Consider the following 24,990-nt stretch of genomic DNA (forward strand, 5'->3'; position numbering starts at 1 on the left):
GGCCGATTGTCAGTGGCCGCTGCCACGATCTTTCGTCACCTCAGGACCTCGTCGCAGGCGGTGCGCAGCCGCCGTACGCCTTCCGCGATCTCCGTCGGCCCCGCCACACCCGCGAAGCTCAACCGCAGGTGGCCGGCCGGGGGTTCGGCGCTGAAGTAGGGGCGGCCGGGTGCGACGGCGACGCCGGCGCGGAGGGCCGTGGAGACGAGGGCGGACTCGTCCGTGCCGTCGGGAAGGCGTAGCCAGAGGTGGTAGCCGCCGGAGGGGATGTGCGGGAGGGCGAGTTCGGGGAGGTGCAGGCGCAGGGCGGCGGTCGTGGTGTCGCGGCGTGCCTTCAACTCGGCGGCGACGGCTCGGAGATGGCGGCTCCAGGCCGGGGAGCCGACGAGTTCGAGAGCGGCCTCCTGGAGGGGACGGGGCACGAAGAAGTTGTCGACGACGTGGATGGCGCGCAGGCGTTCGAGGACCGGGCCGCGGGCGGTGAGGGCGCCCACGCGCAGGCTCGGTGACGTGACCTTCGTGAGGGAGCACACGTGGACGACGACGCCGTCGGGGTCGTCCGCGGCGAGTGCGGCGGGGAGAGGGCCCGCATCGTCGTGGACGAGGCGGCGGGCGAAGTCGTCCTCGACGACGAACGCGCCGGCGGCGCGGGCGATCCGCAGGACCTCGGCGCGACGTGCCGGCGCGAGCACGGCACCCGTGGGGTTCTGGAAGAGCGGCTGGGAGACGAAGACCCGGGCGCCGGTCGCGTGGAAGGCGGCGGCGAGAAGCTCGGGGCGCACGCCCTCGGGGTCGACCGGCACGGGCACCGGGCGGAGTCCGGCGGCGCGGGCGATGGCCAGCATTCCTGGATAGGTGGGCGATTCCACGAGTACGGGGGCGCCGGGCGGGGCGAGGGCGCGCAGCGCGGTGGTGAGGGCGGACTGGCCGCCCGCGGTGACCAGCACCTCGGCGGACGTGACCCCGGGGCCGACACCGCGAGCGAACCATTCGCGCAGCTCCGGCAGCCCGTCGCTGGGTGGCCTGCCCCAGGCTCCGGGACGCCTCCCGGCCCTGGCGAGCGCGGCGGCCATCGCCTGCTCGGGCTGGAGGGAGGGGTGCAGATAGCCTCCGTTGAACTCGATCACTCCGGGCGGCGGGGCCGCCAGCGTCACCAGCACACCCGACGCGTCGACCGCCCGCGGCACCACCTCCGTCGCGGCGTCCGCGCTGAGCGCGACCTCCTGCCAGGACGTGTCCCCGGGCTCGGGGGTGCCCGTACGCGGCTGCGCCCGGAAGGCGCCCGCGCCCGGCCGGGTGACGACCAGCCCCTCGGCGGCGAGCTGCGCGAGGGCGCGGGAGACGGTCACCGGGGACACGCGGTAGCGCTCGACGATGACACGACTCGACGGCAGCTTCTCGCCGATCGAGTAGCGGTTCAGCTCCCGCTTCAGCGAGTTCGCCAACTCTGCCACACTGCTACGCTCTTGCATGACAGCACAGGATAGCGCTACTCCCATCAGCTCGATAGCGGTCAGCGGTTCGGTCCCGAACGGCGCGACGGCGACCGGCACGACGGTGCCCGGTGGACGTCGCGGCACGCTGCTCGCCTCGCTCGGTGTCGTCGCCTTCTCGCTCACCTTCCCCTCCACCGTCTGGGCCATGGAGTCCTTCGGCCCCTGGTCCCTCGTCGCCGTACGGAGCGTTCTCGCCGCCGTCATCGCGGGCGGCTTCCTCCTCGCCCTCCGTGTGCCGGTCCCCGACCGGCGGCTCCTGGGCTCCCTCGCCGTCGTCGCGGGCGGCGTGGTCGTGGGCTTCCCGCTGCTGACGACCCTCGCCCTGCAGAGCTCGACGACCTCGCACGCCGCCGTCGTCGTCGGGCTCCTCCCGCTCACGACCGCCGTCTTCGCCGCCGTACGCACCGGGCGGCGGCCCTCCCGCACCTTCTGGGCCGCCGCGCTCGCCGGCGCGGCCGTCGTGATCGCGTTCACGCTGCAGCAGAGCGGCGGCGCGCTCTCCACCGGCGACGTCTACCTGTTCGGCGCCCTGCTGGTCTGCGCCGCGGGCTACACGGAGGGCGGTCGGCTGGCGCGGCTGATGCCCGGCTGGCAGGTGATCGGCTGGGCGCTGATCCTGTGCCTGCCGCTCGCCGTGCCGGGAGCGGTCGTCGCTCTGATGGCCGAACCCGTCCGGCCGACCGCCCACGGCATCGCCGGCCTGCTGTGGGTGGCCGCCGGATCGACGTTCTTCGGGCTGTACGTCTGGTACCGCGGCATGGCCTCGATCGGCATCGCCAAGGCCAGCCAGCTCCAGCTCGCCCAGCCCCTGCTGACCCTCGTCTGGTCGGTGCTGCTGCTCTCCGAGCAGTTCTCCCCCGCCGCACCGCTGGCAGCCGGTGCCGTCCTCGTCTGCATCGCCGTCACCCAGCGCGCGAACACCTGAGGACCCTGAGACAGTCTGCGGGTGACAAGGGTCACACCCCCGGACGTAGACTCAGGAATACCGACCACCCCCTTCAAGGAGGTCACGCCCGATGGAAGCGAGTGTGGGAGACAAGCTGCTCGTGCACGGCCGGGTCGTCGGCCAGCACGACCGGTTCGCCGAAGTCGTAGAGGTTCTGGGCGATCACGGCACTCCGCCCTACCGCGTCCGCTTCGAGGACGACGGTCACGAGTGCCTGATGTCACCAGGTCCCGACACCGTCGTACGCCACCGCGAGCAGGCCTGATCAAGAGCTCGGCATCCGTGGCCGGTCTTCCCGATCAGGTACTCGAGCTCAGCGCGGCGCCCGGACCCGGGTCGGATAGTGATCGGCCACGACCTTGGCCATCGCCCCGATCCGGTCCGCCATGACTTCCTTCCCCGAGAAGAAGCAATGGCCGCGCACCTCCGCGTAGTCGGCGGCGAGCGTGAGATGCCGGGACAGCTCGGCCCGGTCCTGCCAGGCGTCGGCCTGAGCCGGATCTCCCGCCTTGTACAGGGCCTCGCCGATGTAGAGGTCGACACCGGTTCCCCGCACCACTTCGTCCCACCAGGGCACCAGGGTCGCGTAGTCAGCGGCGGCCATGCCGATGTGCCAGTACAACTGCGGGACGACGTAGTCGATCCAGCCCTTGCGCACCCACTTACGGATGTCGGCGTACAGATCGTCGTACGTCTCCACGCCCGCCGTCGTGTCGGAGCCGAGCGGGTCGGTCCCGGCGTTCCGCCAGACCCCGAAGGGGCTGATGCCGAAGCGCACCCCCGAACGGGTCGACGGGATCCGTGCGGCCGTCTCGCGCACCAGTAGGTCGATGTTGTTGCGCCGCCAGGCCGCCTTGCTCCGAAAGCCCGCGCCGTGCTCCTCGTACGCCGCGTCGTCGTCGAACTTCTGCCCGGCGACCGGATAGGGATAGAAATAGTCGTCCCAGTGCACGGCATCGATGTCGTACCGCGCGACGGCGTCGAGGATCGCGTCCTGGACGAAGGCCCTGACCTCGGGGAGTCCCGGGTTGTAGTAGAGCTTTCCGCCGTACGGAACCACCCAGCCGGGGTTCAGCCGGGCCGGATGCCTCGCGGAGAGCCGCGTCCGGTCCGTGTGCGTGGCGACCCGGTACGGGTTGAACCAGGCGTGGAGCTCCAGTCCGCGCGCATGGGCCTCGCGCACGGCGGTGCCGAGCGGATCCCAGCCGGGGTTGCGCCCCTGGACACCGGTCAGGCACTCGGCCCACGGCTCGAACGGCGACGGCCACAGCGCGTCGGCCGTCGGCCGGACCTGGAGGACGACGGTGTTGAGCCGGCGGGCCACCGCCGAATCGAGGTGGTCCAGCAGCTCCGCGCGCTGCTCGGCCGCACTCAGCCCCTTCTCGGACGGCCAGTCGCGGTTGGCGACGCAGGCCAGCCACATGCCGCGGAACTCCCGCCCGCTCCTGCGGCGGGCCGGGGCGGCGGCCGCGCCCGCCGAGCTGTCCGCGGCCACGGCCAGCGCGGCGAGGGAGCCGGCCGCTGACATGAATCCTCTTCTGGTGATCCGCCTCATGAACCGACCCCTCCACTGCTCCGTACTCAATCCCTTACTCACTGTCACCACACAGCATGCCGCCCCGGCCCTCGGAGCACACGCACCCTCGGAGTAACGTCGTGGGGTCGAGGCGGGCACCGGAACCAAACGGGGGACCTGCCGCACTGAAGACCGCGCAAGATCAGCGAAAGGCACGATGTGACCGAGACTGTGGCCGACGTATCCCGCGTCGGAGTGGTGGGCTGTGGCCAGATGGGCGCCGGTATCGCCGAGGTGTGCGCGCGCAGCGGACTCGAGGTCAAGGTCGCGGAGACCACCGGCGAGGCCCTTGAGATCGGCCGTACGCGTCTGTACAACTCCCTCTCGAAGGCCGCCGAGCGCGGCAAGATCACCGAGGAGGAGCGCGACGCGACGCTGGCTCGGCTCAGCTTCACGACCGATCTCGGGGAGTTCGCGGACCGCGACCTCGTCATCGAGGCCGTCGTCGAGAACGAGCAGGTCAAGACCGAGATCTTCCAGGTGCTCGACCAGGTGGTGACCCGGCCGGATGCCATCCTCGCGTCGAACACGTCCTCCATTCCCCTGGTGAAGCTGGCCGTCGCGACGTCCCGTCCCGACCAGGTCATCGGCATCCACTTCTTCAACCCGGCGCCGGTGCAGAAGCTCGTCGAGCTGATTCCCGCGCTGACCACCTCCGAGGAGACCATCAAGCGCTCCGAGGGCGTGGTCCAGCAGGCGCTGGGCAAGCACGCGATCCGTGCGCAGGACCGCTCTGGCTTCGTCGTGAACGCGCTCCTCATCCCGTATCTGCTCTCCGCGATCCGGATGTTCGAGTCGGGCATCGCGAGCCGTGAGGACATCGACAACGGCATGGAGCTCGGCTGCGCCCACCCCATGGGCCCGCTCAAGCTGGCGGACCTGATCGGCCTCGACACGGTGGCCTCGGTCGCCGACTCGATGTACGCGGAGTTCAAGGAGCCGCTGTACGCCGCCCCGCCGCTGCTGCAGCGCATGGTGGACGCGGGGCGGCTGGGCCGTAAGACGGGGTCCGGCTTCTACTCGTACTCCTGATTCGTACAGGTGTTTCACACGGGGTGTGAGGAGCGTGTCCGCATATGCCGTGCGCACACGCTCCCCCGCTCCCACCAGGGAGAGTTGACTCGGATCCGCTCAGCAGAGGGACCCGTGGGACAACTTTCCGAAGAGGAGCACTCAGGTGACCACCGACCCCGATCACTTAGCGGCCGTCGAGGAGTTCGCGGAGCTGCGCCGCTCTCTCGACGTCGGCCTCGCCCGGATCGACGGGCATCTCGCCCTGCTCGCCCAGCGCCATGACCAGATCGACCGGGACCTCATCGATCTGGCCACGCGCGTGGTGGCGCTCGAGCACGCGAAATGGCCGCTGCCCGCCGTCGCCGCGCTCACCGCGGTGGGCGCGCTGGCGGTAGCGGTCTGGCAGGCGCTCGGACCGTAGCGGAAGCCGCCGCACGTACGGGCGGCGGCAAGGGCAGCGACGCGGTCGGCGGCCTGGGCGGCAGCGAGGCCGACAGTCCGGCCGGCCGCACGGTCAGCCCAGGCGCAGATGGTGCAGCATCAACAGCCCGGCCGCCATGTTGGCGGCCGGGACCTCGCCTCGGGCGATCATGTCGGGGACCAGCTTCAGCGGTATCCACTCGCGGCGCGAGGACTCGAAGTCGTCCTCGGGATGGCCGGTGTACGTCGCCGCCTCCGACCAGTAGAGATGGTGCCGCGAGTCGGTGAGGCCGTTGGACGGCTCGACGGTGAGCAGATGCTGGAGCGGCCCCGGCCGCCATCCGGTCTCCTCCTCCATCTCCCGCGCCGCCGCGGCCTCGATGTCCTCGCCGTCCTCGACGACACCCGCGGCGAGTTCCCAGCCCCAGCTGTCGGTGATGAAGCGGTGCCGCCAGAGCATGAGGACTTCGTTCGCCTCGTTGACGGCGGTCGCGACCGCGACCGGGCGCAGACGGATGAGGAAGTGGTCCAGGTGCCGGCCGTCGGGCAGTTCCACGTCCGCGAGGTTGACCCTGAACCAGCGGTTCTCATACACAGTGTGTTCGCTTAAATTCGTCCACTGCACTTCTCTGCCACCTTCCGACAAGTAGATGGCAATATCGCAGCAGGAGTGCGCTCACAGGGGAACGCTCACCAAGCAACCCGCTCCGTCACAGGGGCACGCGCAGCGCCCCGTCGATGAGTTCTGCCGCCTCGGCGGCGGTCGCGGATCCACTGTCGACCAGGTGCCGGCGGACCTCCCGCAGCCGGTCCCTCAGCCGCTGGGACTCCATCCCCCGCGCCCGCTCCGCCATTTCCGTCGCGGTCCCCGCGGCCCGGTCCGCCTCGCCCTGAAGGACCTCGATCTGGCTGAGCATGGCCAGCCGGTGGACCCGGCCCCGGTCGTGCGCCGGTGTCGCCGCCGCCGCCGCGGCGTGCTCGCGGGCCGCGGTCAGATCGCCCAGGCTCAGCAGGGCCTCCGCGACCTGGACGTTCACGAGCCCCGGCTGCACATAGCCCGTCTCGTCCGGCTCATGTCCCGGGCGGATCCGCTCCGCCTCGGCCTCGGCGCGCCGGATGCGGCCGAGCGCGCTGCTGCCGTCGCCGAGATGCGCGTACGCCTTCGCCTGCATCGCGTACAGATCGGCGGCCAGCGCGGGCGTGATCTGGCGCCCGGCCGCCCGCAGCGCGGCCTCCGCGAAGGCGACCGCCTGCCGGAACTCCCCCATGAACAGTGACTGGTTGACCAGCAGCGCGATGACATAGGCGCCGAGGCCCCGGTCGCCGCTCGCCTTCGCCAGGCGCAGCGCCTGGTGGAAGTAGCGCTGGGCGAGTCCGTGCGCGTCGGAGTCGTACGCGCAGATGCCCGCGACGGCCACCAGTCCGCCCGTGGCGCGATGCAGTTGGCGGCCGAGGGCGTCGCTGTAGGCGCCGCGGAGCAGCGGGGCGGTCTCGGCGTTGAGGAAGCCGACGATCCGCGAGCGGGTGGCGATGCCGCCGGCCTTCCGGTACATCAGCTCGTAGTGCGCGCGAGCGGCGCGCAGCATCTTGATGTCGGCCATGCTGACCCGGGTCTGGCCGTTGCGGGAGACGTCCGCGTCCTCCGGGGGGTTCTCCCACTCCCAGACGGGCATCACCGCCGGCGTGCCCGTGACCGCCACCGCGCCGATGATGTGCGGGCGTTGCTGCTCGTCGCAGCGCCACAGGGCGGTGGCGCGCTCGACGAACCCGGAGAGTGACGAGCCGTGCGGGGTCGCGGCCTCCCCGGGGACGCCGAGACCGATGTCGTCGAGCGTGACCGCGCGGTGCAGCCGGGAGGCGAGCACCTCGCAGATCAGATCGGGTACCTGGCCACGGGGCCGCTGGCCCTTCAACCAGCGGGCCACGGCCGTGTGTTCGTACCGGAGGGCGAGGCCTCTCGCTCGGCCCGCCTGGTTGACGTGGGCGGCCAGGCCCGCGTGGGAGATGCCCGCCTCGTCGAGCAGGGCGTCGAGCAGGGTGTTGGGCTGCATGGGCCCCTCCGTTGGCTCGGTGCGGCCCAGCGTAGTGGAGCGCCGTTCGCACGGGGTGTGAAACGAGTGCATGTACCCATGCCGCGCGCGCTCTGCCGCCGTGCGCTGTGCGCCGGTTGACTGAGCTGTCTCTCAGGAGGCGGCCGGGCCGCCGGCTCCCCCTCGTACAGTGCGGCGGCCCGCACCCGCGCCGTCCGTCCTGCCGATCTGCCCGACACTCCGCGGCAGGGCGGGCGGCGCCGGCCGCGAGAGCCCTTTGCTCTCTATCGATTGGAGGGTTCCGGGCGGGTACGGCGCAGGCCTGGTTCTGCGGACTGCGCCGGGACCCGCATGCGGTCGTTGCGGAGCACCATGAGCGCCACATCGTCGGTGAGCCGTCCGCCCGTGTGCCGCAGCAGCGCCGAGTGCACGCGGTGGATCACCGCGGCGGGCGCGGCGGACGGGCCGACGGCGGTCTCGGCGAGCACTTCCTCCAGCCCGAAGAACCGTCCGGCGGCGTCGCGCGCGTCCTCCGCGCCGTCCGTGTGCAGGAACAGCGCCTCGCCGGGCAGGAGTCGGGCACACGGGTGGACGGGGATGCGGTCCGGCAGCGGGAAGGGTCCGAGCGGCGGCAGCGGGGATCCGGCGGCGAGCTGCCGGGCGCCGTGGCGCAGGCGGTACGGCCACGGGTGGCCGCAGTTCACGGCGTGTACGTCACCGTCGGCGCGGATCTCCAGGAGCAGGACGGTCACGAACTCCTCGGGCTGATCGTCCCCGCCCCGCTCCCGCAGATGGCGCTGCAGCGCCCGGTCCAGTCTCCGCAGCACGCCGGGGAGTTCCGCCTCGTCGTGTGCCGCCTCCCGGAAGCTTCCGAGCACCGCGGCGACGGCCCCGACGGCGGCGAGCCCGTGCCCGCGTACGTCCCCGATGACGACCCGCACCCCGTGCGGGGTGGCCATGGCCTCGTACAGGTCCCCGCCGACGGCCGCGCCCCGGTACGCGGACAGCTGTCCGGCGGCGACGGCGAGGCCGTCGAGCCGCGGCGGCAGCGGCCGCAGGAGCACCTGCTGCGCCGCATGCGCGATCTTCCGCACCCGTTTGAGCTCCCGTGCGGGCCCCCGCCGCACCCCGTACAGCAGCCCGCCCCGACGGTCAGGAACACGACGCTGGTGCCGATCCGCGCCCCGAGCCCGTCCTGCCCCGCCAACGGACACCACAGCCGCCATGCCACGGCCGCGGCCCCCCACGCCCCTGGCAGCACGAACGGCAACACCCTCCTGACCGGGGCCGGACCGGTCACCCCGCGTCGCCGGACCGCCCGCGCCACCGCGGCCAGTCGCCGCCCCGCCCCGTGCAACGGCAGCCACCGCCTCGTACGCCGGTGGAGCCATGCAGGGAAGGGACACCGTGACCTGATTCGCATCTGCCGCTGGCCCCCCTCGTAGGCCCGTCCGGCGCGCAGGCCCGCCCCTACGGCCGGGACGATTCTGTCGATCGTCGATGGGGGTTGGGAACGTCACCCAGGGTTCTCACCCGAATGAGTGAGGGGCGTACCCGGAACACGTCCGGGTACGCCCCTCGGCTCAAGCGCCAGGCGTCAGGCGTCGGGCGCCAGACGTCAGGCGTCGGGCCTGCGCAGCCGTCAGGCGCCGCGCAGCACCGCGCCCACGCGCTCCGCGGCGAGCGCGATCGCGGCGTCGCGGGCGGCGGAAGCCTCCTCGACCGTCAGCGTGCGGTCCGCGGCGCGGAACCGCAGCGCGTAGGCCAGCGACTTCTTGCCCTCGCCGATCTGCTCGCCGGTGAAGACGTCGAACAGCCGGATGGACTCCAGCAGCTCGCCCGCGCCCTCGCGCAGGACCCGCTCGACCTCTTCGGCCGGGACGTCGGAGGAGACGACCAGCGCGACGTCCTGCGTGGCCACGGGGAAGGTGGAGATCCGCGGGGCCCGGAGGGTGCCCTGGCCCGCCTGCTCCAGCAGGTCCAGCTCGACTTCCATCGCGCAGGTGCGCTCCGGCAGTCCGAGCGCGTTGATGACGCGCGGGTGCAGTTCGCCCGCGTGGCCGACGAGGATCTCCTCGCCGTTCACGGTGGCGTACAGCGCGGCGCACCGGCCCGGGTGCCACGGCGCGTGCTGATCGGCACGCACGGTGAGCTCGACACCGGCCTCGCGGGCGACCGTACGGGCGGACTCGACCGCGTCGGCCCAGTCGGCCGGACGGCCTGCGCCCCACCAGCCTGCCTGCTCGCGGGAGCCCGCCAGGACGGTCGCGGCGCGGCGCGGCTGGCGCGGCAGCGCCGCGTTCAGCGCGGCGACCTCCTCGTCCGTGGGGCGGCGGTCGACGGGCAGCAATGCCGGGAGGACGCTCTCCTCGCCGGTCGGCCGGAAGACCAGACCGGTCTCGAAGAGAGCCAGGTCGTGCGAGCCGCGACCGACGTTGCGCCGCAGCGCGGCGAGCAGCCCGGGCAGCAGCGTGGTGCGCAGCGCCGGTTCCTCGTCGGAGATCGGGTTGACCAGCTTGACCACGGTGCGCCGCGGGTCACCGGCCTCCAGACCGAGCTGGTCGAACACGGCCTCGCCGACGAACGGGTAGTTCAGCGCCTCGACATGGCCGGATCCGGCCAGCGCCCGGCCGACCCGGCGGTGCAGCCGCTGCCGCGCGGTGAGCCCGCGGCCGGACGGCGGCGTGGGCAGCGTCGAGGGGAGGTTCTCGTATCCCTCGAGCCGGATGACCTCCTCGGCGAGGTCGTTCGGCGCGCCCAGGTCGGGCCGCCACGACGGGACGGTGACGACGAGCTCGTCCTGGCCGTACACGTCGCAGCCGACTTCCTGGAGGCGGCGTACGACGGTCTCGCGGCCGTATTCGACACCCGCGACGCGGTCGGGGTGGTCGGCGCGCATCGTGACCGTGCGCGGCGCGGAGGGCGCGACGATCTCGGTGACACCGGCCTCGGCCGTGCCGCCCGCGAGCAGCACCAGCAGGTCGACCGTGCGCTGCGCGGCAGCGGCGGCGGCCTGCGGGTCGACGCCGCGCTCGAAGCGCTTGGACGCCTCGGAGGACAGCTTGTGGCGGCGCGCGGTGCGGGCGATCGAGACGGCGTCGAAGTGGGCGGCCTCGATGACGACCTCGGTGGTGCCCTTGACCTCGCCGGTCTCGGGGTCGCGGACCGAGTCGGCGATCTCGGTGTTCGCGCCGCCCATCACGCCCGCGAGACCGATCGGCCCGCGGTTGTCGGTGATGACGAGGTCCTCGGCGTCCAGGACGCGCTTGGCCCCGTCGAGGGTGGTGAACTTCTCGCCGGGCTCGGCGCGGCGCACCCCGATCGGTCCGTCGACGAGGGACCGGTCGTAGGCGTGCAGGGGCTGGCCGAGCTCCAGCATCACGTAGTTGGTGACGTCCACGGCGAGCGAGACCGGCCGCATGCCGGCCTTCTGCAGACGACGCCGCAGCCAGATCGGCGAGTGTGCCTCGGGGTCGAGACCGACGACCGTACGGGCGACGAAGCGGTCGCAGCCGATCGGGTCGGCGATCTTCACCGGGTGGCCGAAGGAGTTCGGGCCCGGGACGTCGAGCAGCGCCGGGTCGCGCAGCGGCAGCCCGTACGCGATGGCGGTCTCGCGGGCGACACCGCGCATCGACAGGCAGTAGCCGCGGTCGGGCGTGACGGCGATGTCGAGGACGTCGTCGAACAGCTCCAGCAGCTCGGTGCCGTCGATGCCCACCTCGTACTCCGGCGGCAGCACGATGATGCCGTGCGAGCCGTCGTCTCCCATGCCGAGCTCGTCGCCGGAGCAGATCATGCCGCGGGACATCCGGCCGTACGTCTTGCGCTCGGCGATCTGGAAGTCGCCGGGCAGGACCGCACCGGGCAGGGCCACGACGACCTTGTCGCCGACGGCGAAGTTCCGGGCGCCGCAGATGATCTCCTGCGGCTCGCCCGTGCCGTTGGCCTGGCCGACGTCGACGGTGCAGTAGCGGATCGGCTTCTTGAACTCGGTCAGCTCCTCGATGGTGAGCACCTGGCCCACGACCAGGGGGCCCTTGAGCCCGCCGCCGAGCTGCTCGACGGTCTCGACCTCCAGGCCGGCCGCGATGAGCTTGGTCTGTACGTCACGGCCGGTCTCCGTCGCCGGCAGGTCGACGTACTCCCGCAGCCATGAAAGCGGGACCCGCATCAGATCTCCATCCCGAACGGCCGGGTGAACCGGACGTCACCCTCGACCATGTCTCGCATGTCCTCGACGTTGTGGCGGAACATCAGCATCCGCTCGATACCGAACCCGAAGGCGAATCCGCTGTACTTCTCGGGGTCGACGCCGCAGGCGACGAGCACCTTCGGGTTGACCATCCCGCAGCCGCCGAGCTCGATCCAGCCCTCGCTCGAGCAGGTGCGGCACGGCCGGTCCGGGTTGCCGACGGACTCACCGCGGCACACGTAGCAGACCATGTCCATCTCGGCGGACGGCTCGGTGAACGGGAAGAAGTTCGGCCGCAGCCGGGTCTTCATGCCCTCGCCGCCGAAGAGCGCCCGGACCATGTGGTCCAGCGTGCCCTTGAGGTCGGCCATGGTGAGACCCTCGTCGACGGCGAGCAGCTCGACCTGGTGGAAGACCGGCGTGTGGGTGGCGTCCAGATCGTCGGTGCGGTACACGCGGCCGGGGCAGATCACGTACAGCGGCGGCTCGCGGTCCAGCATCGAGCGGACCTGCACGGGCGAGGTGTGCGTGCGCAGCACGACGCCGGAGCCGGCGCCGCCGTCCGGGGCCTGCACGAAGAAGGTGTCGTGCTCGCCGCGGGCGGGGTGGTCCGCGGCAATGTTCAGCGCGTCGAAGTTCAGCCACTCGGACTCGACCTCGGGGCCTTCGGCGACCTCGTAGCCCATGGCCACGAAGATGTCCTCGATGCGTTCCGAGAGCGTCGTCAGCGGATGCCGGGCGCCGGCCGGAGTGCGGTCGTAGGGCAGCGTGACGTCCACCGCCTCCTCGACCAGCACGCGTGCGTCGCGCTCCGCCTCCAGCTCGGCCTGGCGGGCGGCCAGGGCCTTGTTCACGGCACCGCGTGCCTGGCCCACGCGCTTGCCGGCGTCGGCCTTCGCGTGCGGCGGCAGGGCGCCGATCTCCCGGTTGGCGAGCGCGAGCGGCGACGTGGGGCCGGTGTGCGCGATCTTCGCCTCGTGCAGCGCGTCGAGGTCGCCGGCGGCGGCGAAGGCGGCGAGCGCCTCGTCCCGCATGCGCTCGATCTCTTCCGGTTTCAGTGCCTCGACCTCGACTGGGTCGTACGACTTATTGGGTGCCGACATTTCTTCCCGTACTTCCGATGGGGTGGCTGGGGCCCCCGCTCGACGACCGAGGACGCAAACGTGCCAAAGGTCGAGTCTAACGGGGTGAGGTGTGCGTAAGAGCCCGTGGGCCGAAGGGCGAGACTCAGCGTGTGTCAGCTGAGGTACGCCGGGGCGCCGACGGGCAGAATAAATCGGAACTCGGCGCCGCCGCCGGGTCCGCGGCCGACGGTGATCGTGCCGCCGTGCGCCTCGACGATTCCCTTGACGATGTAGAGACCGAGTCCGGTGCCGCCACGCTTGCTCCCCCGCCAGAAGCGGGTGAAGACACGGCCCATCGACTCCTCGGGAATGCCGGGGCCTTCGTCGCTCACGGTGACGGCCGTTCCCTTCACAGCGTTCTTGCCGGTCCCGCCGGGGGCGGCGGGCGCGGGTGCCACCTCGATGGTGACGGTTCCCTCGCCGTGGCGCACCGCATTTTCCAGCAGGTTGCCGAGGACCTGGTCGATCTTGTCGGGATCCGCCCAGAGGTCGGGCAGCTTGCGCTGGATGCGGACGAAGAAGCGGTCCGGTGACTGGCCGGCCGCGGTGTGGGCCTGGATGTGGCGGCCGACGGCGGCGGCGATGTCGACGGGCTGGCGGCGCACCTCGAGGCGTCCGGAGTCGATGCGGGAGATGTCGAGGAGCTCGGCGATGAGCCGGGTGACACGGTTGGCATCGGCGTCGACGGTCTCCAGCATGAGCCGCTTCTGGTCGTCGGTGAAGCGCTCCCACTTGGCGAGCAGGGTGGCCGTGAAGCCCTTGACGGAGGTCAGCGGGGAGCGCAGCTCGTGGGCGACGGTGGCGATCAGTTCGGCGTGGCTGCGCTCGGTGCGGCGCCGGGCCTCGGTGCCGCGCAGGCTGACCACGACGCGGCGCACCGGCCCGGTGGGGGCCTCGCGCACGTACCGCGCGCAGACGAGGACCTCGCGGCCGCCGGGGAGCAGGAGATTGCGCTCGGGCTGGCCGACGCGGGTGGCGAGGCCACCGTACGGATCGGTCAGGGTCCACCAGCGGCGTCCCTTGAGGTCCTCCAGGGGCAGGGCCTGCTCGAGCGGGCGGCCGAGCGCCTCGGCCCGGGGGGTCGCGGTGATCCGTACGGCCGCGGCGTTGAAGCAGATCACCCGGCCGGTCTCGTCGGCGACGACGAATCCGTCGGGGAGGTCGTCGGGGTCGATGTCCGGGCCCGCGGCGCCCGTGGAGGAACACGCGAAGGCGAGGTGCGCCTCCGACGGCCCGCTCGTGCCGACAGCCATCCCCGTACCCCACCTCTCGAACCGGTGCAGTGGGCCCCCGAGTTCGTCACTTTACTAGTCGCCGGTGACGGAGCGACACCCTGCGGGTCCCGGGGTCCCCTCGGTCACCGTGCCCGGCAGCCGCCTTGGGTGCGCTGCGCGCGGGCGGAGGCGTACAGGCACACCGCGGCGGCGGTCGCGAGATTGAGGCTCTCGGCCTTGCCGTGGATGGGTACGCGCACCACGGCGTCCGCGAGCGCGCGGGTCTCCTCGGGCAGGCCCCAGGCCTCGTTGCCGAAGATCCACGCGGTCGGCCCGCCCATGGTCCCGGCGTCGAGCTCGTCGTCCAGGTCGTCGTCCCCGGCCCCGTCGGCGGCGAGGATCCGCACACCGGCGGCCCGCAGCCCGCTGACGGCCTGCTCGACGGGTACGCCGACGGCGACGGGCAGATGGAACAGCGAACCGACCGACGCCCGCACCGACTTGGGGTTGTACAGGTCCACGGACGCGTCGGTGAGCACGACGGCGTCCGCACCCGCGGCGTCCGCGCAGCGCAGGACCGTACCGGCGTTCCCGGGGTCGCGTACGTGTGCGAGGACGGCGACGAGCCTGGGCTCGGCGGCGAGGATCTCCTCGAACGGCGAGTCGAGGAAGCGGCAGACGCCGACGAGCCCCTGAGGCGTGACGGTCTGCGAGACCTCGGCCAGCACCGTGTCGGCGGCGTAGTGGATCCGGGCGCCGGCGGCGCGGGCGGCGTCGACGATGTCCGCGTAGCGCTCCGCCGCCTCGACGGTGGTGAACAGCTCGGTCAGTGTCGCCTCACCGTCACCGCCCCGGTGCGCCACGGCCTCCCGCACGGCCTGCGGCCCCTCGGCGATGAACCGCCGGTCCTTGGACCGGAAGTTCCGCCGGGCCAGGCGTCGCGCGGCGACGACGCGCGGGGACCGGGGGGAGATCAGCTCGGGGGTGCGCATGGGGGTGCTCCTTCGTGACCGGGCCCTGGGCCCGGGGCCCGGGGCCCGGTGCGCCCTGCGGGCGGGCTGCTGGGGTGCCCGGTACCGGGTGGGTCCCGGTGTGTCCGTCCTCGAGCTCCCCCTACGCCCTGCTGCGTGGGGGACCCCCAGACGGGCTGGGATGCGTGGCCGGTGCCGCGGGGTGCGGCGGGGTGTCCGTCCTTGAACGCCGGACGGGCTGAAATGCGTGGCCGGCACCGCAGAGTGCGGCGGGAAACGCCGGGCCCGACGCACGCGGACCCGCAGGCCAGGGGCCTGCGGGTCCGGGGCAGTCCGGAGGGACGCGAGGGGCGGCCGTCAGGCCGCCGACGCGGCCTTCGGGGCGTTGACGTCCGCCGGGAGCGCCTTCTGGGCGACCTCGACGAGCGCGGCGAACGCACCGGCGTCGTTGACCGCGAGCTCGGCGAGGATCTTGCGGTCCACCTCGACGTTGGCGGCCTTCAGACCCTGGATGAAGCGGTTGTAGGTGATGCCGTTCGCGCGGGCAGCGGCGTTGATGCGCTGGATCCACAGCTGACGGAAGTCGCCCTTGCGCTTCTTGCGGTCGTTGTAGTTGTAGACGAGGGAGTGGGTGACCTGCTCCTTCGCCTTGCGGTACAGGCGGGAACGCTGACCGCGGTAACCGCTGGCCTGCTCGAGGATCGCCCGGCGCTTCTTGTGGGCGTTGACTGCCCGCTTGACGCGTGCCACTTGTTAACTCCTTGTAGCGGGGCCGTGGTTGGACTCACACGACCCGGAAACGAATTGGTCCCGGTCTTTGCCCGGAAGCCCCCGTCACCGAGGGCAGGGAATCAGTCAGATGCCCAGCATCTTCTTGATCTTGGCGGCGTCACCCGGGGCCATCTCGGCGTTGCCGGTGAGGCGACGCGTCAGCTTGGACGACTTGCGCTCGAGCAGGTGGCGCTTGCCGGCGCGCTCACGGAGCACCTTGCCGGAGCCGGTGATCTTGAAGCGCTTCTTGGCACCGCTGTGCGTCTTGTTCTTCGGCATAGCGCCGTTCTCTCCTCGTCAGTGCGCTTCCGTCGCCGGTCCGTAAACCGGCAGGCGAAAGCGTCAGATGTATCGGTTGATGTCCGGGACGGTTGTCCTGGAATCAGGCCTCGGCAGGCTCCTCGGCGGAGTCCGCCGCCGGGGCGGACTGACCCTGGCGCTCCGCCTTGCGGGCGGCCTGGGCCTCGCGGGCCTCGGCCATCGCCTCGGTCTTCTTCTTGTGCGGACCGAGAACCATGATCATGTTGCGGCCGTCCTGCTTCGGGTTCGACTCCACGAAGCCGAGGTCCTGGACGTCCTCCGCGAGCCGCTGCAGCAGCCGGTAGCCGAGCTCCGGCCGGGACTGCTCGCGACCACGGAACATGATCGTGATCTTGACCTTGTCGCCCTGCTTGAGGAACCGGACGACGTGACCCTTCTTGGTGTCATAGTCGTGCGGATCGATCTTCGGCCGGAGCTTCATCTCCTTGATGACCGTGTGCGCCTGGTTCTTGCGCGCCTCACGGGCCTTCATGGCCGACTCGTACTTGAACTTGCCGTAGTCCATGAGCTTGCAGACAGGCGGACGGGCGTTCGCCGCTACCTCGACCAGGTCGAGGTCGTACTCCTGGGCAAGCTCCAGGGCCTTGGCAAGCGGAACAATCCCGACCTGCTCGCCGCTGGGACCGACAAGTCGCACCTCGGGAACGCGAATCCGGTCGTTGATGCGGGGCTCGGCGCTGATGGATCCTCCTCGGTAGCACCACGCGGCAGTCTGGCGGACGGCCGCGCAACGTCTGTTTCGTTAGACCAACCACGCCGGTTCATGAAAAATGCCCCGACGGGACACAGGCGGGGCTCCTTGAACTACCGGAACACCGCCGCGGTCAACCGCGGGGCGCTACATCGGACGGCTCCATCGTCCGTACGGAACGATGGTCGCCGTCTGACCGGTGACCCGCCGCCCCTGAGGGTGGCCAGGTGGGAGATCGGAGCCTCCACTTGTGGGTCGGACACAGGCGCGTCCGACCGGTCGTTACACAAGGTTAGCAGCTCCGGGCGGAAGGGGCTAACCGGCGGGCGGCAGGTCGCCGCCCGCGCGTCACGGGCTCAGCCGAAGACCGGCCCCGTGTACTTCTCGCCCGGGCCCTGGCCCGGCTCGTCGGGCACGACCGACGCCTCGCGGAAGGCCAGCTGGAGCGACTTCAGGCCGTCGCGCAGCGGCGCCGCGTGGAAGGAGCTGATCTCCGTCGCACCGGCGTCGAGCAGTCCGGCCAACGCGTGGACGAGCTTGCGGGCCTCGTCCAGGTCCTTGTGCTTCTCGCCGTCCTCGGTCAGGCCGAGCTTCACCGCTGCTGCGCTCATCAGGTTCACCGCGACCGTGACGATGACCTCGACCGCGGGGACCTCCGCGATGTCGCGGGTCATGGCGTCGAAGTCGGGAGACTCCTCGCCCGGGGTCTCGTTGCCGGGGGTCGCATTGCTGGGGGTCGCGTCACTCATGCGCCACACGATATGCGGTGCCCCTCAGGGCCGTACGTAGAGGGGCTCCCCCGGAGGCGATGCCTCCGCCGGCAGCAGCGCCAGGTCGAGTCCCCGCACCAGCCGGGCCCGCAGCGTCTCGTCGGCCGCCAGCGTGCGGGCGACACGGCGGGCCGCATCGGCCGGGACCGCGTCCGGTGCCAGGACGAGCGCGAGGGTGCCGTCGGCGCTGCCGGGGCCGAGGTGCGCGCGGAGGACCGCGGGCTCGGCGGCGACCGCCGCCCGTACCGCCGCCGTCACCGAAGGGTCGGCCAGCGGGTCCGTGCTCGTGCGTCCCTCGGCGAGGGCGAGCAGGGCGGGGCCGGTGAGCTGGTACGGCACCGGGCCCGCGAGGTCCAGGACGAGCGTGTCCGCCTTCTCGTGCGCGGCGGCCTGCAGCGCCTGGTGCAGAGGTACGGCGACGGGCCGGGCCGCCGGGTCCCAGCGGGCCAGCGACGCGGTCGACGTGAACGCGGGCAGGGCCCGGCGGCCGCCCGCCGTCAGCGTCGGCACGGCCATGTCGCTCGTCTTCTCGCGGCGCAGACCGTTCTCGTCCTCCTCGACCTCACCGAGCACGGCGACGACCGGGACGAGCAGCCGGGCGCCCTTGAGTGCTTCGAGCACGGGCCGCTCGGCGCTCCTGTCCTCGGCCCAGGCCGCGAGCGCCGCCGTCAGGGCGGGGTCGGCGGTGCCGTCGTCGTCGGAGAAACCGGGGTCGGGAATGTTCTTGAGCGCCACGCGAGGAGCCTAACCTCCCCCCGGTGGGTGCCCGTGTCCCGGTCGCCGCACTTCAGGTGCGGCGGCGGCCGCCGCGCCACAGGACGACGGCGCCGGCGAGCAGCAGGGCGCCCGTGCCTCCGGTGGCGGGGACGAGCCAGCCGCCCGGCTCGTCCGCCGCGGACGGGGCGGCCGGGCCGCTGCCGAAGTAGCGCTTGCGGTAACCGGACGTGGCCGCGGCCTTCGCATCGGCCGGGGTCAGCTTGCCGGCCGCCTCGAGCGCGGCGGCCGGGTCGACGATTCCGTACCCCTTGGCGTCGTCGCGGCCGCTCTTGGGGCTGCTCCGCGCGGTGTCGGCGAGGAGTTTCTTGATCTGGGCGGGGGTCAGACCGGGGTGGGCGGACCGTACGAGCGCGACGGCTCCGGAGACGAACGCCGATGCGGCGCTGGTACCCCAGCCCTCGTAGTAGCGCCGGTCGGGGTCGGCGATGACGACATCGACACCGGGGGCGCTGACGGTGGCGTACCAGCGGCGGGTCGAGAAGGAGGCATGGGTGCCGAAGCGGTCGACGGCGGCGACGGCGATAACACCGGGGTAGGCGGCGGGGTAGGAGATGTGGTCGCCCTTCTCGCCGCCGTTGCCGGCCGACGCGACCACCACGGCGCCCTTGGCGAGGGCGTACTGGACGGCGGCGTCCTCGCTCTTCTCCGGGTGCGCGGACTCGCTGTCGTCGCCGAGGGAGAGGTTGATGACGTCGGCGCCGTGGTCGGCGGCCCAGCGGATGCCGTCGGCGAGGGCGGAGCCGCGGGTGCTGCGGGCCCTCTTGCGGGCGGGGTCACTGCCTTCGAGGATCACGCGGACCGGCTGGATCTTCGCCTCGGGGGCGATGCCGAGGACCCCGTCCTCGCCGCCGGGCCCGTGACCGTGCCCGGCGATGATGCCGGCCATGGCGGTCCCGTGCCGGGCCCAGGCGCGGTCACCGCGCCCGGCCCCGAAGCCGACGAGGTCCTTGGTCGGGAGCACCTGGCCCGCGAGGTCGGGGTGGCTGTCGTCGACACCGGTGTCGAGGACGGCGACGGTGATCCCCTTGCCCTTGGTGGTCTGCCACGCCTCGTCGGTGTGCATGTCGTCCAGGGCCCACTGGCGGGCGCGGATGCCGTCGGCCTGGGCGGGGGCGGCGGACACCAGGACGAAGGCGAGGGCGGCGGCGAGGGCCCCGGTGAGGCGGCGGCGTGCGGGCTTCGCGGGACGGACGGGCTTCGCGGTCATTCGGGGCGCTCCGTGGCCGGGGCTGCGGTCTTGCGGAGGGCGCGCTCGATGCGGTCCGCGATGCCCTTGGCCTCGTGGCCGAGGCCCGCCTGGGCGGGTGCGGAGGTGGCGCCGCCGACCATCGCCTCGCCGGCGGGCTGGGGGTCGGCGACGGTGCGGCCGTCGGCGAAGCCCGAGACGGCGTACACGATCACCGGCGCGTCGCGCAGGACGCCGAACGTCCAACTTGCCCGCTGCTTGTCGCCGAAGCGCGCGGCGACGGTCCCGGGGGCGGCGTACGTCCGGGGCATGAGGTCCGTGCGTTCGTCGAGGCCCTCGGCGGAGAAGCGGGTGCGCAGGGCGGCCATCGCGGCCTGGTCCGCCTCGGTGAAAATCATGCCGACGGTGGTGACACTGCTGGCGGTGGCGTCGGTGTACGTCGCCCGCAGGACGCGCAGGCAGCCGACCGGCTGCACCACCTTCACCAGCAGCGGGTCGAGAGCCCCCGTGCAAGGCCCGTCGGGTGCGACGGCGATCCTCGTCCACGTCCGGTCGGCGCCTCCGGGCCCCGCGCCGGTGCCTTTGAGGGTGCGCGGGAAGAGGCTGTCGACGGGGGCGCTGTGCCAGAGCGTGCGTGCCTCGGTGTAGCCGCCCCGGGTGGTGGGCGACGCGGACGAGTCCCCGACGAGCCAGCTCCCGGTGACGGCGCCCCCGACCAGCCCGAGCCCGAGGACCAGGCAGGCGAGCGCGCCGGCGGTCCGCGCGGGGTGCCGGGTCCGTATGGGCCGTAGTCGGGTCGTGATCTCCGTCGGTGTCTCGGGGAGGGCGCTCGAGTACGGGAAGACCGGGGGCGTCCACGGCGGCCTCGAGGGCTGCGGAGGAACGGCCGCGCCGATCCCCGGTACCGGTGCCGAGGCGGCCTGACCCGCCGGATCCGCCGGACGCGCAGGACCCGCCGGACGCGCAGGACCGGCCGGGCGCGCCTGCTCGGCGTACGGACGCGGCCCGGCACCTCCCTGCCCGCCCGGCACCGACGAGCCGTCACCTTGTGAGGGGACGGAGGCGCCCGGCCGGCTCCCGGGCGGCGGCCCGGAGGGGCGCGGGGGCACGGCACCGGGTGCCGCGTCGGCAGCAGCACGCGGCGGAGGCGTCGAGTCGGTGATCGGGCGGAGGCGGGTGGTGGTCTCGGCAGGGGACGGCGAGGGCACGGGGGGCTCGGCCGGAGGCACCGGAGGGAGGAGGGCGTCGGTGATGCGCGACGAGCGTGGTGCTTCGGTGCTCATCCGCCCCCCGTTTCCCTCGTCTCGTAGCGCCGCCGGATCGCCTTTCGGGGCACGCCCGTTCGTCACCGCGTGTGCTCACTCTACGGGCAGATACGGGCCTCGCGGCAACGGGACCGCAGGCCCGGGGCATCTGACCGGAACGTCCCCCTACCCTCCGGTAATCCGGTCTGGCAGGCTCGGGCCATGACTCCCCGTGCCGCAGACCGGACCCGGTACGACCGGGCCACCGCCCATCTCGACGCGCCCCTCGCCATCGTCGATCTCGAGGCGTTCGACGCGAACGCGGCGGACCTGGTCCGCCGGGCGGGCGGGAAGCCGATCCGCGTGGCGAGCAAGTCCGTCAGGTGCCGTGCGCTGCTGGAGCGAGTGCTGGCCATGGACGGTTTCGCGGGGATCATGTCGTTCACGCTGGACGAGTCGCTCTGGCTGGCCAGGGCCGGCTTCGACGATGTGCTCCTCGCCTATCCGTCCGCGGACCGGGCCGCGTTCGCCGAGCTGGCCGGGGACGCCAAGCTCGCCGCCGCCGTCACCGTGATGGTCGACGACCCGGCGCAGCTGGAGCTGATCGACCGGGCGCGGGACGGCGGCGCGGAGGAGATCCGGGTCTGTCTGGAACTCGACACCGCGCTGCATCTCCTCGGCGGGCGGGTACGGATCGGGGCGCGCCGTTCGCCGCTGCGCGAGCCGGCCCAGCTGGCCGAGCTGGCCCGTGCCGTCGTCGGCCGACCGGGCTTCCGGCTGGTGGGCCTCATGGCGTACGAGGGGCATGTCGCGGGCGTCGGCGACGCGGTGTCGGGGAGCCCGTTGCGGTCGCGGGCGATCCGGCTGATGCAGTCGGCGGCCCGCCGCGAGCTGGCGCTGCGCCGCGCCGCCGTCGTGCGCGCGGTCCGGGCCGTGGCCCCCGAGCTGGAGTTCGTGAACGGCGGCGGCACGGGCAGCGTGCAGCACACGGCGGGCGAGGACGCGGTCACGGAGATCGCCGCGGGCTCGGGGCTCTACGTGCCGCGGCTGTTCGACAACTACACGTCCTTCAGCGGGCGGCCGGCGGCGCTGTTCGCCCAGCCCGTGGTGCGCCGCCCCGGCGTGGGCGTGGTGACGGTACTCGGCGGCGGCTATCCGGCGTCGGGGGCCGCTGGACGGGACCGGCTGCCGGTGCCGTATCTGCCGGAGGGGCTGCGGTACGACCCGCAGGAGGGGCCGGGCGAGGTGCAGACCCCGCTGCTGGGCGCGCCGGCCGACGATCTCCTCATCGGCGACAAGGTGTGGTTCCGGCACGCGAAGGCCGGGGAGCTGTGCGAGCGGTTCGACGAGCTGCGGCTGATCGAGGGCGACCGGGTGGTGGCGTCCGTACCGACGTACCGGGGCGAGGGCCGTACGTTCCTCTGACCTCTGAGCACCCCCTGACGAGTGCCTTTACGGGCCGACCGTCGACCCGACGCCTCCGCTCACATCGCCGATCGGGCGGATGCCCTCGACGATGCGGTCCATGTCGATGAGCGGCGGCCCGTCGGGGCCCGCGTCGAGTCGAAAGCGAGGCGCACGATGATCAGCGCCTCGGAGCCGACCGCGGAGGGGAAGACCAGCGACTGGACGTAGGCCGTGTTCGAGAACTCCCGCCTGGCCCGCGACGTCTGGCACGCACACTCGCTGCGTTGTCGGAGTCATCCAAGTACGTCCAGTACGAGGATGATCCTCCGCCTTGCGATTGCACGCACCAGCGCCGCGAGCCCCGCCCTACGGGCGGACGGCGCCAGTTCTCAAACACGGCCTGGCCGCCGGGCCCCGCGCCGGTCGTCACCCGCCGGCGGACGAGGTGCCCGGTGCGTCCGGCGACCACGGCGGATCTCGACGCGAGCTGCTCATGGTCGGGGCGGACAAGGCCGTCGGCGCGGCGACGGGCCGGGTGTGCCCGGTCCAGGCTGAGCCGTCCCACCAGCGTTCGGTGGCCGGGGTGCCTGGATCCGGTTACCAGCCGGGCGGAGTCGCCATGCTCACGCGGTCACCCTACAGAGGCGTGACGTACGCCCCCGAGATCCCGCCGTCGACGAGGAAGTCCGTCGCGTTGACGAACGACGAGTCGTCACTGGCGAGGAAGGCCACGGCCGCCGCGATCTCGTCCGCGTCCGCGAAGCGTCCCACCGGGATGTGCACGAGCCGCCGCGCGGCCCGCTCGGGGTCCTTGGCGAACAGCTCCTGCAGCAGCGGGGTGTTGACCGGTCCGGGGCAGAGGGCGTTGACCCGGATACCCTCGCGGGCGAACTGCACACCGAGCTCACGGGACATGGCGAGCACGCCGCCCTTGGAGGCCGTGTACGAGATCTGCGAGGTCGCAGCGCCCATGCGCGCCACGAACGACGCCGTGTTGATGATGGAGCCCCTGCCCTGCCGCCGCATGTAGGGGATGGCGGCCTTGCAGCACAGGTACACGGAGGTGAGGTTGACCTCCTGCACCCGCTTCCAGGCGTCGAGGCCGGTCTCCAGGATCGAGTCGTCGTCGGGCGGCGAGATCCCCGCGTTGTTGAAGGCGATGTCCACGCTGCCGTACGTGTCGAAGGCGGCCTTGAACAGCGCTTCGACCTGTTCGGCATCGGTGACGTCGACCTTCACGAAGGTCCCGCCGACCTCGTCGGCCGCCGCCTTGCCGGCGGTCTCGTCGATGTCGCCGCAGACGACGTTGGCGCCCTCGGAGGCCAGCCGGCGCGCTGTGGCCAGGCCGATGCCGCTGCCGGCACCGGTGATGACGGCGGTACGGCCGACCAGGCGGCGGCAGACGGCAGCCTCGGGGGTCCGGGGGGCGCTCCCCGGAGATGCAGGCGTGGTCATGTGGTTCAGGCCTCCGTGCTGAGGAAGACGTTCTTGGTTTCGGTGAAGGCGGTGAGGGCGTCGGGGCCGAGTTCACGGCCGAGGCCGGACTGCTTGTAGCCGCCGAAGGGGGTCCAGTAGCGGACGCTGGAGTGGGAGTTGACCGAGAGGTTGCCGGCGGCGACGGCCCCGGAGACGCGCAGGGCACGGCCGACGTCACGGGTCCAGATGGAGCCGGAGAGTCCGTACTCGGTGGCATTGGCCAGGCGTACGGCGTCGTCCTCGTCGTCGAAGGGGAGGACGACGGCGACGGGGCCGAAGACCTCTTCGGTGGCGATGGGGGCGTCGGGGCCGACGCCCGTGACGAGGGTCGGTGGGAACCAGAAGCCCGGGCCCTCGGGAGCGCTGCCGCGGACCGTTGCAAGGTCATCGGTGACATACGACCGTACGCGGTCCAGTTGCACGCGTGAGATGAGCGGCCCCATCTGTGTCTTCTCGTCAGCCGGATCGCCGACGACGACCGACTTGAGGGCGGGGGCGAGCCGGTCCAGGAAGTCGTCGTACACGGAGCGCTGGACGAGGATGCGGGTGCGGGCGCAGCAGTCCTGGCCGCTGTTGTCGAGGAACGACATGGGGGCGGCGGCGGCCGCGGCTTCGATGTCGGCGTCGGCGAAGACGATGTTGGGGCTCTTGCCGCCGAGTTCGAGGGTCACGCGCTTCACGCGGTCGGCGCACAGCGACATGATCTGCTTGCCGATCCGGGTCGATCCCGTGAACACGATCTTGGCTACGCCGTCATGGCGTACGAGTGCGTCGCCCGCGATGTCGCCGCGGCCGGGCAGCACCTGGAACAGCCCCTCCGGCAGTCCCGCCTCCAGGGCGAGTTCGGCGAGCCGCAGCGCGGTGAGCGGTGTGGTCTCGGCGGGCTTGAGGACGACCGCGTTCCCGGCCGCGAGTGCGGGGGCGGTGCCCCAGGCGGCGATCGGCATGGGGAAGTTCCAGGGCGCGATGACGCCGATGACGCCGAGGGGCTCGAGGATCGTGATGTCGAGTCCGCCGGGGACCGGGATCTGGCGTCCGCCGAGCCGCTCCACTCCCCCGGCCGCATAGTCGAGCAGGTCACGGACGTTCCCGGCTTCCCAGCGGGCGTTGCCGATGGTGTGGCCGGCCTCGCGGACCTCGATCCGCGCCAGTTCCTCGATGTGGTCGTCGACGACACCCGCGAAACGGCGCAGCAGCCGGGCGCGGTCGGCGGGGGCCGCGGCCGCCCAGGCGCGCTGGGCGTGTGCGGCCCGGACGACGGCGGCGTCGACGTCCCGCTCGACGGCGCCGGGGACCGTGGCGATGACTTCCTCGGTGGCCGGGTTCAGCACATCGAGTGCGTACGTTTGCGACAAGTGGTG

General features: G+C 72.4%; 22 protein-coding genes and 3 pseudogenes. 5 read left to right on the forward strand and 20 right to left on the reverse strand.

The genetic code is table 11. The features are described from left to right. Positions 1-35: 35 nt before the first annotated feature. Positions 36-1,472 (reverse strand): aminotransferase-like domain-containing protein, encoded by a 1,437-nt coding sequence (locus tag ACWCXB_RS23575; RefSeq protein WP_450725452.1) that lies wholly within the window; start codon positions 1,470-1,472, stop codon positions 36-38. Here ACWCXB_RS23575 and ACWCXB_RS23580 point away from each other — a divergent pair. After that, on the forward strand, positions 1,471-2,421 hold the full coding sequence (locus tag ACWCXB_RS23580; RefSeq protein ID WP_450725453.1) for a DMT family transporter: 951 nt from the start codon (positions 1,471-1,473) through the stop codon (positions 2,419-2,421). The genes ACWCXB_RS23575 and ACWCXB_RS23580 overlap by 2 nt on opposite strands. Positions 2,422-2,512: 91 nt before the next feature. After that, the gene (locus ACWCXB_RS23585; RefSeq protein WP_450725454.1) at positions 2,513-2,707 is read left to right on the forward strand and encodes a DUF1918 domain-containing protein; all 195 of its coding nucleotides are present in this window, start codon (positions 2,513-2,515) and stop codon (positions 2,705-2,707) included. A gap of 48 nt (positions 2,708-2,755) precedes the next feature. On the opposite strand, the gene ACWCXB_RS23590 is transcribed toward ACWCXB_RS23585, so the two are convergent. Continuing rightward, entirely contained in the window at positions 2,756-3,997 is a 1,242-nt protein-coding gene (locus tag ACWCXB_RS23590; RefSeq protein ID WP_450725455.1) for a glycoside hydrolase family 10 protein, read from the reverse strand. 192 nt (positions 3,998-4,189) lie between these two features. Between ACWCXB_RS23590 and ACWCXB_RS23595 the strand changes: the two genes are divergently transcribed. Both ACWCXB_RS23595 and ACWCXB_RS23600 read left to right on the forward strand, forming a co-directional pair. After that, positions 4,190-5,050: a 3-hydroxybutyryl-CoA dehydrogenase gene (locus tag ACWCXB_RS23595; RefSeq protein ID WP_450725518.1), complete on the forward strand. Its 861-nt coding sequence runs from the start codon at positions 4,190-4,192 to the stop codon at positions 5,048-5,050. Between the two features lie 145 nt (positions 5,051-5,195). Continuing rightward, positions 5,196-5,453 (forward strand): hypothetical protein, encoded by a 258-nt coding sequence (locus ACWCXB_RS23600; protein WP_450725456.1) that lies wholly within the window; start codon positions 5,196-5,198, stop codon positions 5,451-5,453. 93 nt (positions 5,454-5,546) lie between these two features. Here the strand turns inward: ACWCXB_RS23600 and ACWCXB_RS23605 are convergent, their stop codons facing one another. The 14 genes and pseudogenes from ACWCXB_RS23605 to ACWCXB_RS23670 all read right to left on the reverse strand — a co-directional run bounded on the left by ACWCXB_RS23605 (position 5,547) and on the right by ACWCXB_RS23670 (position 20,785). Next, complete coding sequence (locus ACWCXB_RS23605) at positions 5,547-6,077, reverse strand: NUDIX hydrolase (RefSeq protein ID WP_450725457.1); 531 nt, start codon at positions 6,075-6,077, stop codon at positions 5,547-5,549. 85 nt (positions 6,078-6,162) lie between these two features. After that, entirely contained in the window at positions 6,163-7,503 is a 1,341-nt protein-coding gene (locus tag ACWCXB_RS23610; RefSeq protein WP_450725458.1) for a transcriptional regulator, read from the reverse strand. A 263-nt stretch (positions 7,504-7,766) separates the two neighbouring features. Continuing rightward, positions 7,767-8,782 (reverse strand): annotated as a pseudogene (locus ACWCXB_RS23615) (PP2C family protein-serine/threonine phosphatase). A gap of 342 nt (positions 8,783-9,124) precedes the next feature. After that, a complete protein-coding gene (pheT, locus tag ACWCXB_RS23620) occupies positions 9,125-11,656 on the reverse strand; it encodes a phenylalanine--tRNA ligase subunit beta (protein ID WP_450725459.1) in 2,532 nt (843 codons plus the stop codon). Then, positions 11,656-12,780: a phenylalanine--tRNA ligase subunit alpha gene (gene pheS / locus ACWCXB_RS23625; RefSeq protein ID WP_450725460.1), complete on the reverse strand. Its 1,125-nt coding sequence runs from the start codon at positions 12,778-12,780 to the stop codon at positions 11,656-11,658. Before pheS ends, pheT begins: the two co-directional genes overlap by 1 nt. 134 nt (positions 12,781-12,914) lie before the next feature. After that, the gene (locus ACWCXB_RS23630) at positions 12,915-14,054 is read right to left on the reverse strand and encodes an ATP-binding protein (RefSeq protein ID WP_450725461.1); all 1,140 of its coding nucleotides are present in this window, start codon (positions 14,052-14,054) and stop codon (positions 12,915-12,917) included. A gap of 104 nt (positions 14,055-14,158) precedes the next feature. Continuing rightward, on the reverse strand, positions 14,159-15,007 hold the full coding sequence (locus ACWCXB_RS23635) for a TrmH family RNA methyltransferase (RefSeq protein WP_450725462.1): 849 nt from the start codon (positions 15,005-15,007) through the stop codon (positions 14,159-14,161). A 336-nt stretch (positions 15,008-15,343) separates the two neighbouring features. Beyond that, positions 15,344-15,736, reverse strand: coding sequence for a 50S ribosomal protein L20 (gene rplT / locus ACWCXB_RS23640; protein ID WP_242333133.1), 393 nt, complete (start codon positions 15,734-15,736; stop codon positions 15,344-15,346). A gap of 105 nt (positions 15,737-15,841) precedes the next feature. Beyond that, complete coding sequence (gene rpmI, locus ACWCXB_RS23645) at positions 15,842-16,036, reverse strand: 50S ribosomal protein L35 (protein WP_017945471.1); 195 nt, start codon at positions 16,034-16,036, stop codon at positions 15,842-15,844. 103 nt (positions 16,037-16,139) lie between these two features. After that, positions 16,140-16,760: a translation initiation factor IF-3 gene (gene infC / locus ACWCXB_RS23650; RefSeq protein WP_450725519.1), complete on the reverse strand. Its 621-nt coding sequence runs from the start codon at positions 16,758-16,760 to the stop codon at positions 16,140-16,142. Positions 16,761-17,125: 365 nt separating this feature from the next. Next, a complete protein-coding gene (locus ACWCXB_RS23655) occupies positions 17,126-17,518 on the reverse strand; it encodes a DUF1844 domain-containing protein (protein WP_450725463.1) in 393 nt (130 codons plus the stop codon). Between the two features lie 24 nt (positions 17,519-17,542). Continuing rightward, on the reverse strand, positions 17,543-18,274 hold the full coding sequence (locus ACWCXB_RS23660; protein ID WP_450725464.1) for an SseB family protein: 732 nt from the start codon (positions 18,272-18,274) through the stop codon (positions 17,543-17,545). Positions 18,275-18,326: 52 nt separating this feature from the next. Continuing rightward, complete coding sequence (gene mycP, locus ACWCXB_RS23665; RefSeq protein WP_450725465.1) at positions 18,327-19,523, reverse strand: type VII secretion-associated serine protease mycosin; 1,197 nt, start codon at positions 19,521-19,523, stop codon at positions 18,327-18,329. Then, complete coding sequence (locus tag ACWCXB_RS23670) at positions 19,520-20,785, reverse strand: hypothetical protein (protein ID WP_450725466.1); 1,266 nt, start codon at positions 20,783-20,785, stop codon at positions 19,520-19,522. Before ACWCXB_RS23670 ends, mycP begins: the two co-directional genes overlap by 4 nt. Positions 20,786-20,968: 183 nt before the next feature. Here ACWCXB_RS23670 and ACWCXB_RS23675 point away from each other — a divergent pair, with 183 nt between their 5' ends. Next, entirely contained in the window at positions 20,969-22,171 is a 1,203-nt protein-coding gene (locus ACWCXB_RS23675; protein WP_450725467.1) for an amino acid deaminase/aldolase, read from the forward strand. Between the two features lie 27 nt (positions 22,172-22,198). Here ACWCXB_RS23675 and ACWCXB_RS23680 read toward each other — a convergent pair. From ACWCXB_RS23680 to ACWCXB_RS23695, 4 genes and pseudogenes are all read right to left on the reverse strand, one after another. Further along, positions 22,199-22,380, reverse strand: a pseudogene (locus ACWCXB_RS23680) (hypothetical protein); the annotation flags it as partial. A gap of 199 nt (positions 22,381-22,579) precedes the next feature. Continuing rightward, positions 22,580-22,711, reverse strand: a pseudogene (locus tag ACWCXB_RS23685) (hypothetical protein); the annotation flags it as partial. 78 nt (positions 22,712-22,789) lie between these two features. Further along, positions 22,790-23,608 (reverse strand): 3-oxoacyl-ACP reductase, encoded by an 819-nt coding sequence (locus tag ACWCXB_RS23690; protein ID WP_450725468.1) that lies wholly within the window; start codon positions 23,606-23,608, stop codon positions 22,790-22,792. Between the two features lie 5 nt (positions 23,609-23,613). Further along, positions 23,614-24,984, reverse strand: coding sequence for an aldehyde dehydrogenase family protein (locus ACWCXB_RS23695; RefSeq protein WP_450725469.1), 1,371 nt, complete (start codon positions 24,982-24,984; stop codon positions 23,614-23,616). Positions 24,985-24,990: the final 6 nt, after the last annotated feature.

Source organism: Streptomyces sp. NPDC001514, assembly GCF_053597075.1.

Bases quoted from the DNA above. Each gene is read 5' to 3' on its own strand.
- ACWCXB_RS23580 (WP_450725453.1), top strand. From the start codon at position 1,471: ATGACAGCACAGGATAGCGCTACTCCCATCAGCTCGATAGCGGTCAGC.
- ACWCXB_RS23575 (WP_450725452.1), bottom strand. From the start codon at position 1,472: ATGCAAGAGCGTAGCAGTGTGGCAGAGTTGGCGAACTCGCTGAAGCGG.
- ACWCXB_RS23585 (WP_450725454.1), top strand. From the start codon at position 2,513: ATGGAAGCGAGTGTGGGAGACAAGCTGCTCGTGCACGGCCGGGTCGTC.
- ACWCXB_RS23590 (WP_450725455.1), bottom strand. From the start codon at position 3,997: ATGAGGCGGATCACCAGAAGAGGATTCATGTCAGCGGCCGGCTCCCTC.
- ACWCXB_RS23610 (WP_450725458.1), bottom strand. From the start codon at position 7,503: ATGCAGCCCAACACCCTGCTCGACGCCCTGCTCGACGAGGCGGGCATC.
- pheT (WP_450725459.1), bottom strand. From the start codon at position 11,656: ATGCGGGTCCCGCTTTCATGGCTGCGGGAGTACGTCGACCTGCCGGCG.
- pheS (WP_450725460.1), bottom strand. From the start codon at position 12,780: ATGTCGGCACCCAATAAGTCGTACGACCCAGTCGAGGTCGAGGCACTG.
- ACWCXB_RS23630 (WP_450725461.1), bottom strand. From the start codon at position 14,054: ATGGCTGTCGGCACGAGCGGGCCGTCGGAGGCGCACCTCGCCTTCGCG.
- ACWCXB_RS23635 (WP_450725462.1), bottom strand. From the start codon at position 15,007: ATGCGCACCCCCGAGCTGATCTCCCCCCGGTCCCCGCGCGTCGTCGCC.
- rpmI (WP_017945471.1), bottom strand. From the start codon at position 16,036: ATGCCGAAGAACAAGACGCACAGCGGTGCCAAGAAGCGCTTCAAGATC.
- ACWCXB_RS23655 (WP_450725463.1), bottom strand. From the start codon at position 17,518: ATGAGTGACGCGACCCCCAGCAATGCGACCCCCGGCAACGAGACCCCG.
- mycP (WP_450725465.1), bottom strand. From the start codon at position 19,523: ATGACCGCGAAGCCCGTCCGTCCCGCGAAGCCCGCACGCCGCCGCCTC.
- ACWCXB_RS23670 (WP_450725466.1), bottom strand. From the start codon at position 20,785: ATGAGCACCGAAGCACCACGCTCGTCGCGCATCACCGACGCCCTCCTC.
- ACWCXB_RS23675 (WP_450725467.1), top strand. From the start codon at position 20,969: ATGACTCCCCGTGCCGCAGACCGGACCCGGTACGACCGGGCCACCGCC.
- ACWCXB_RS23690 (WP_450725468.1), bottom strand. From the start codon at position 23,608: ATGACCACGCCTGCATCTCCGGGGAGCGCCCCCCGGACCCCCGAGGCT.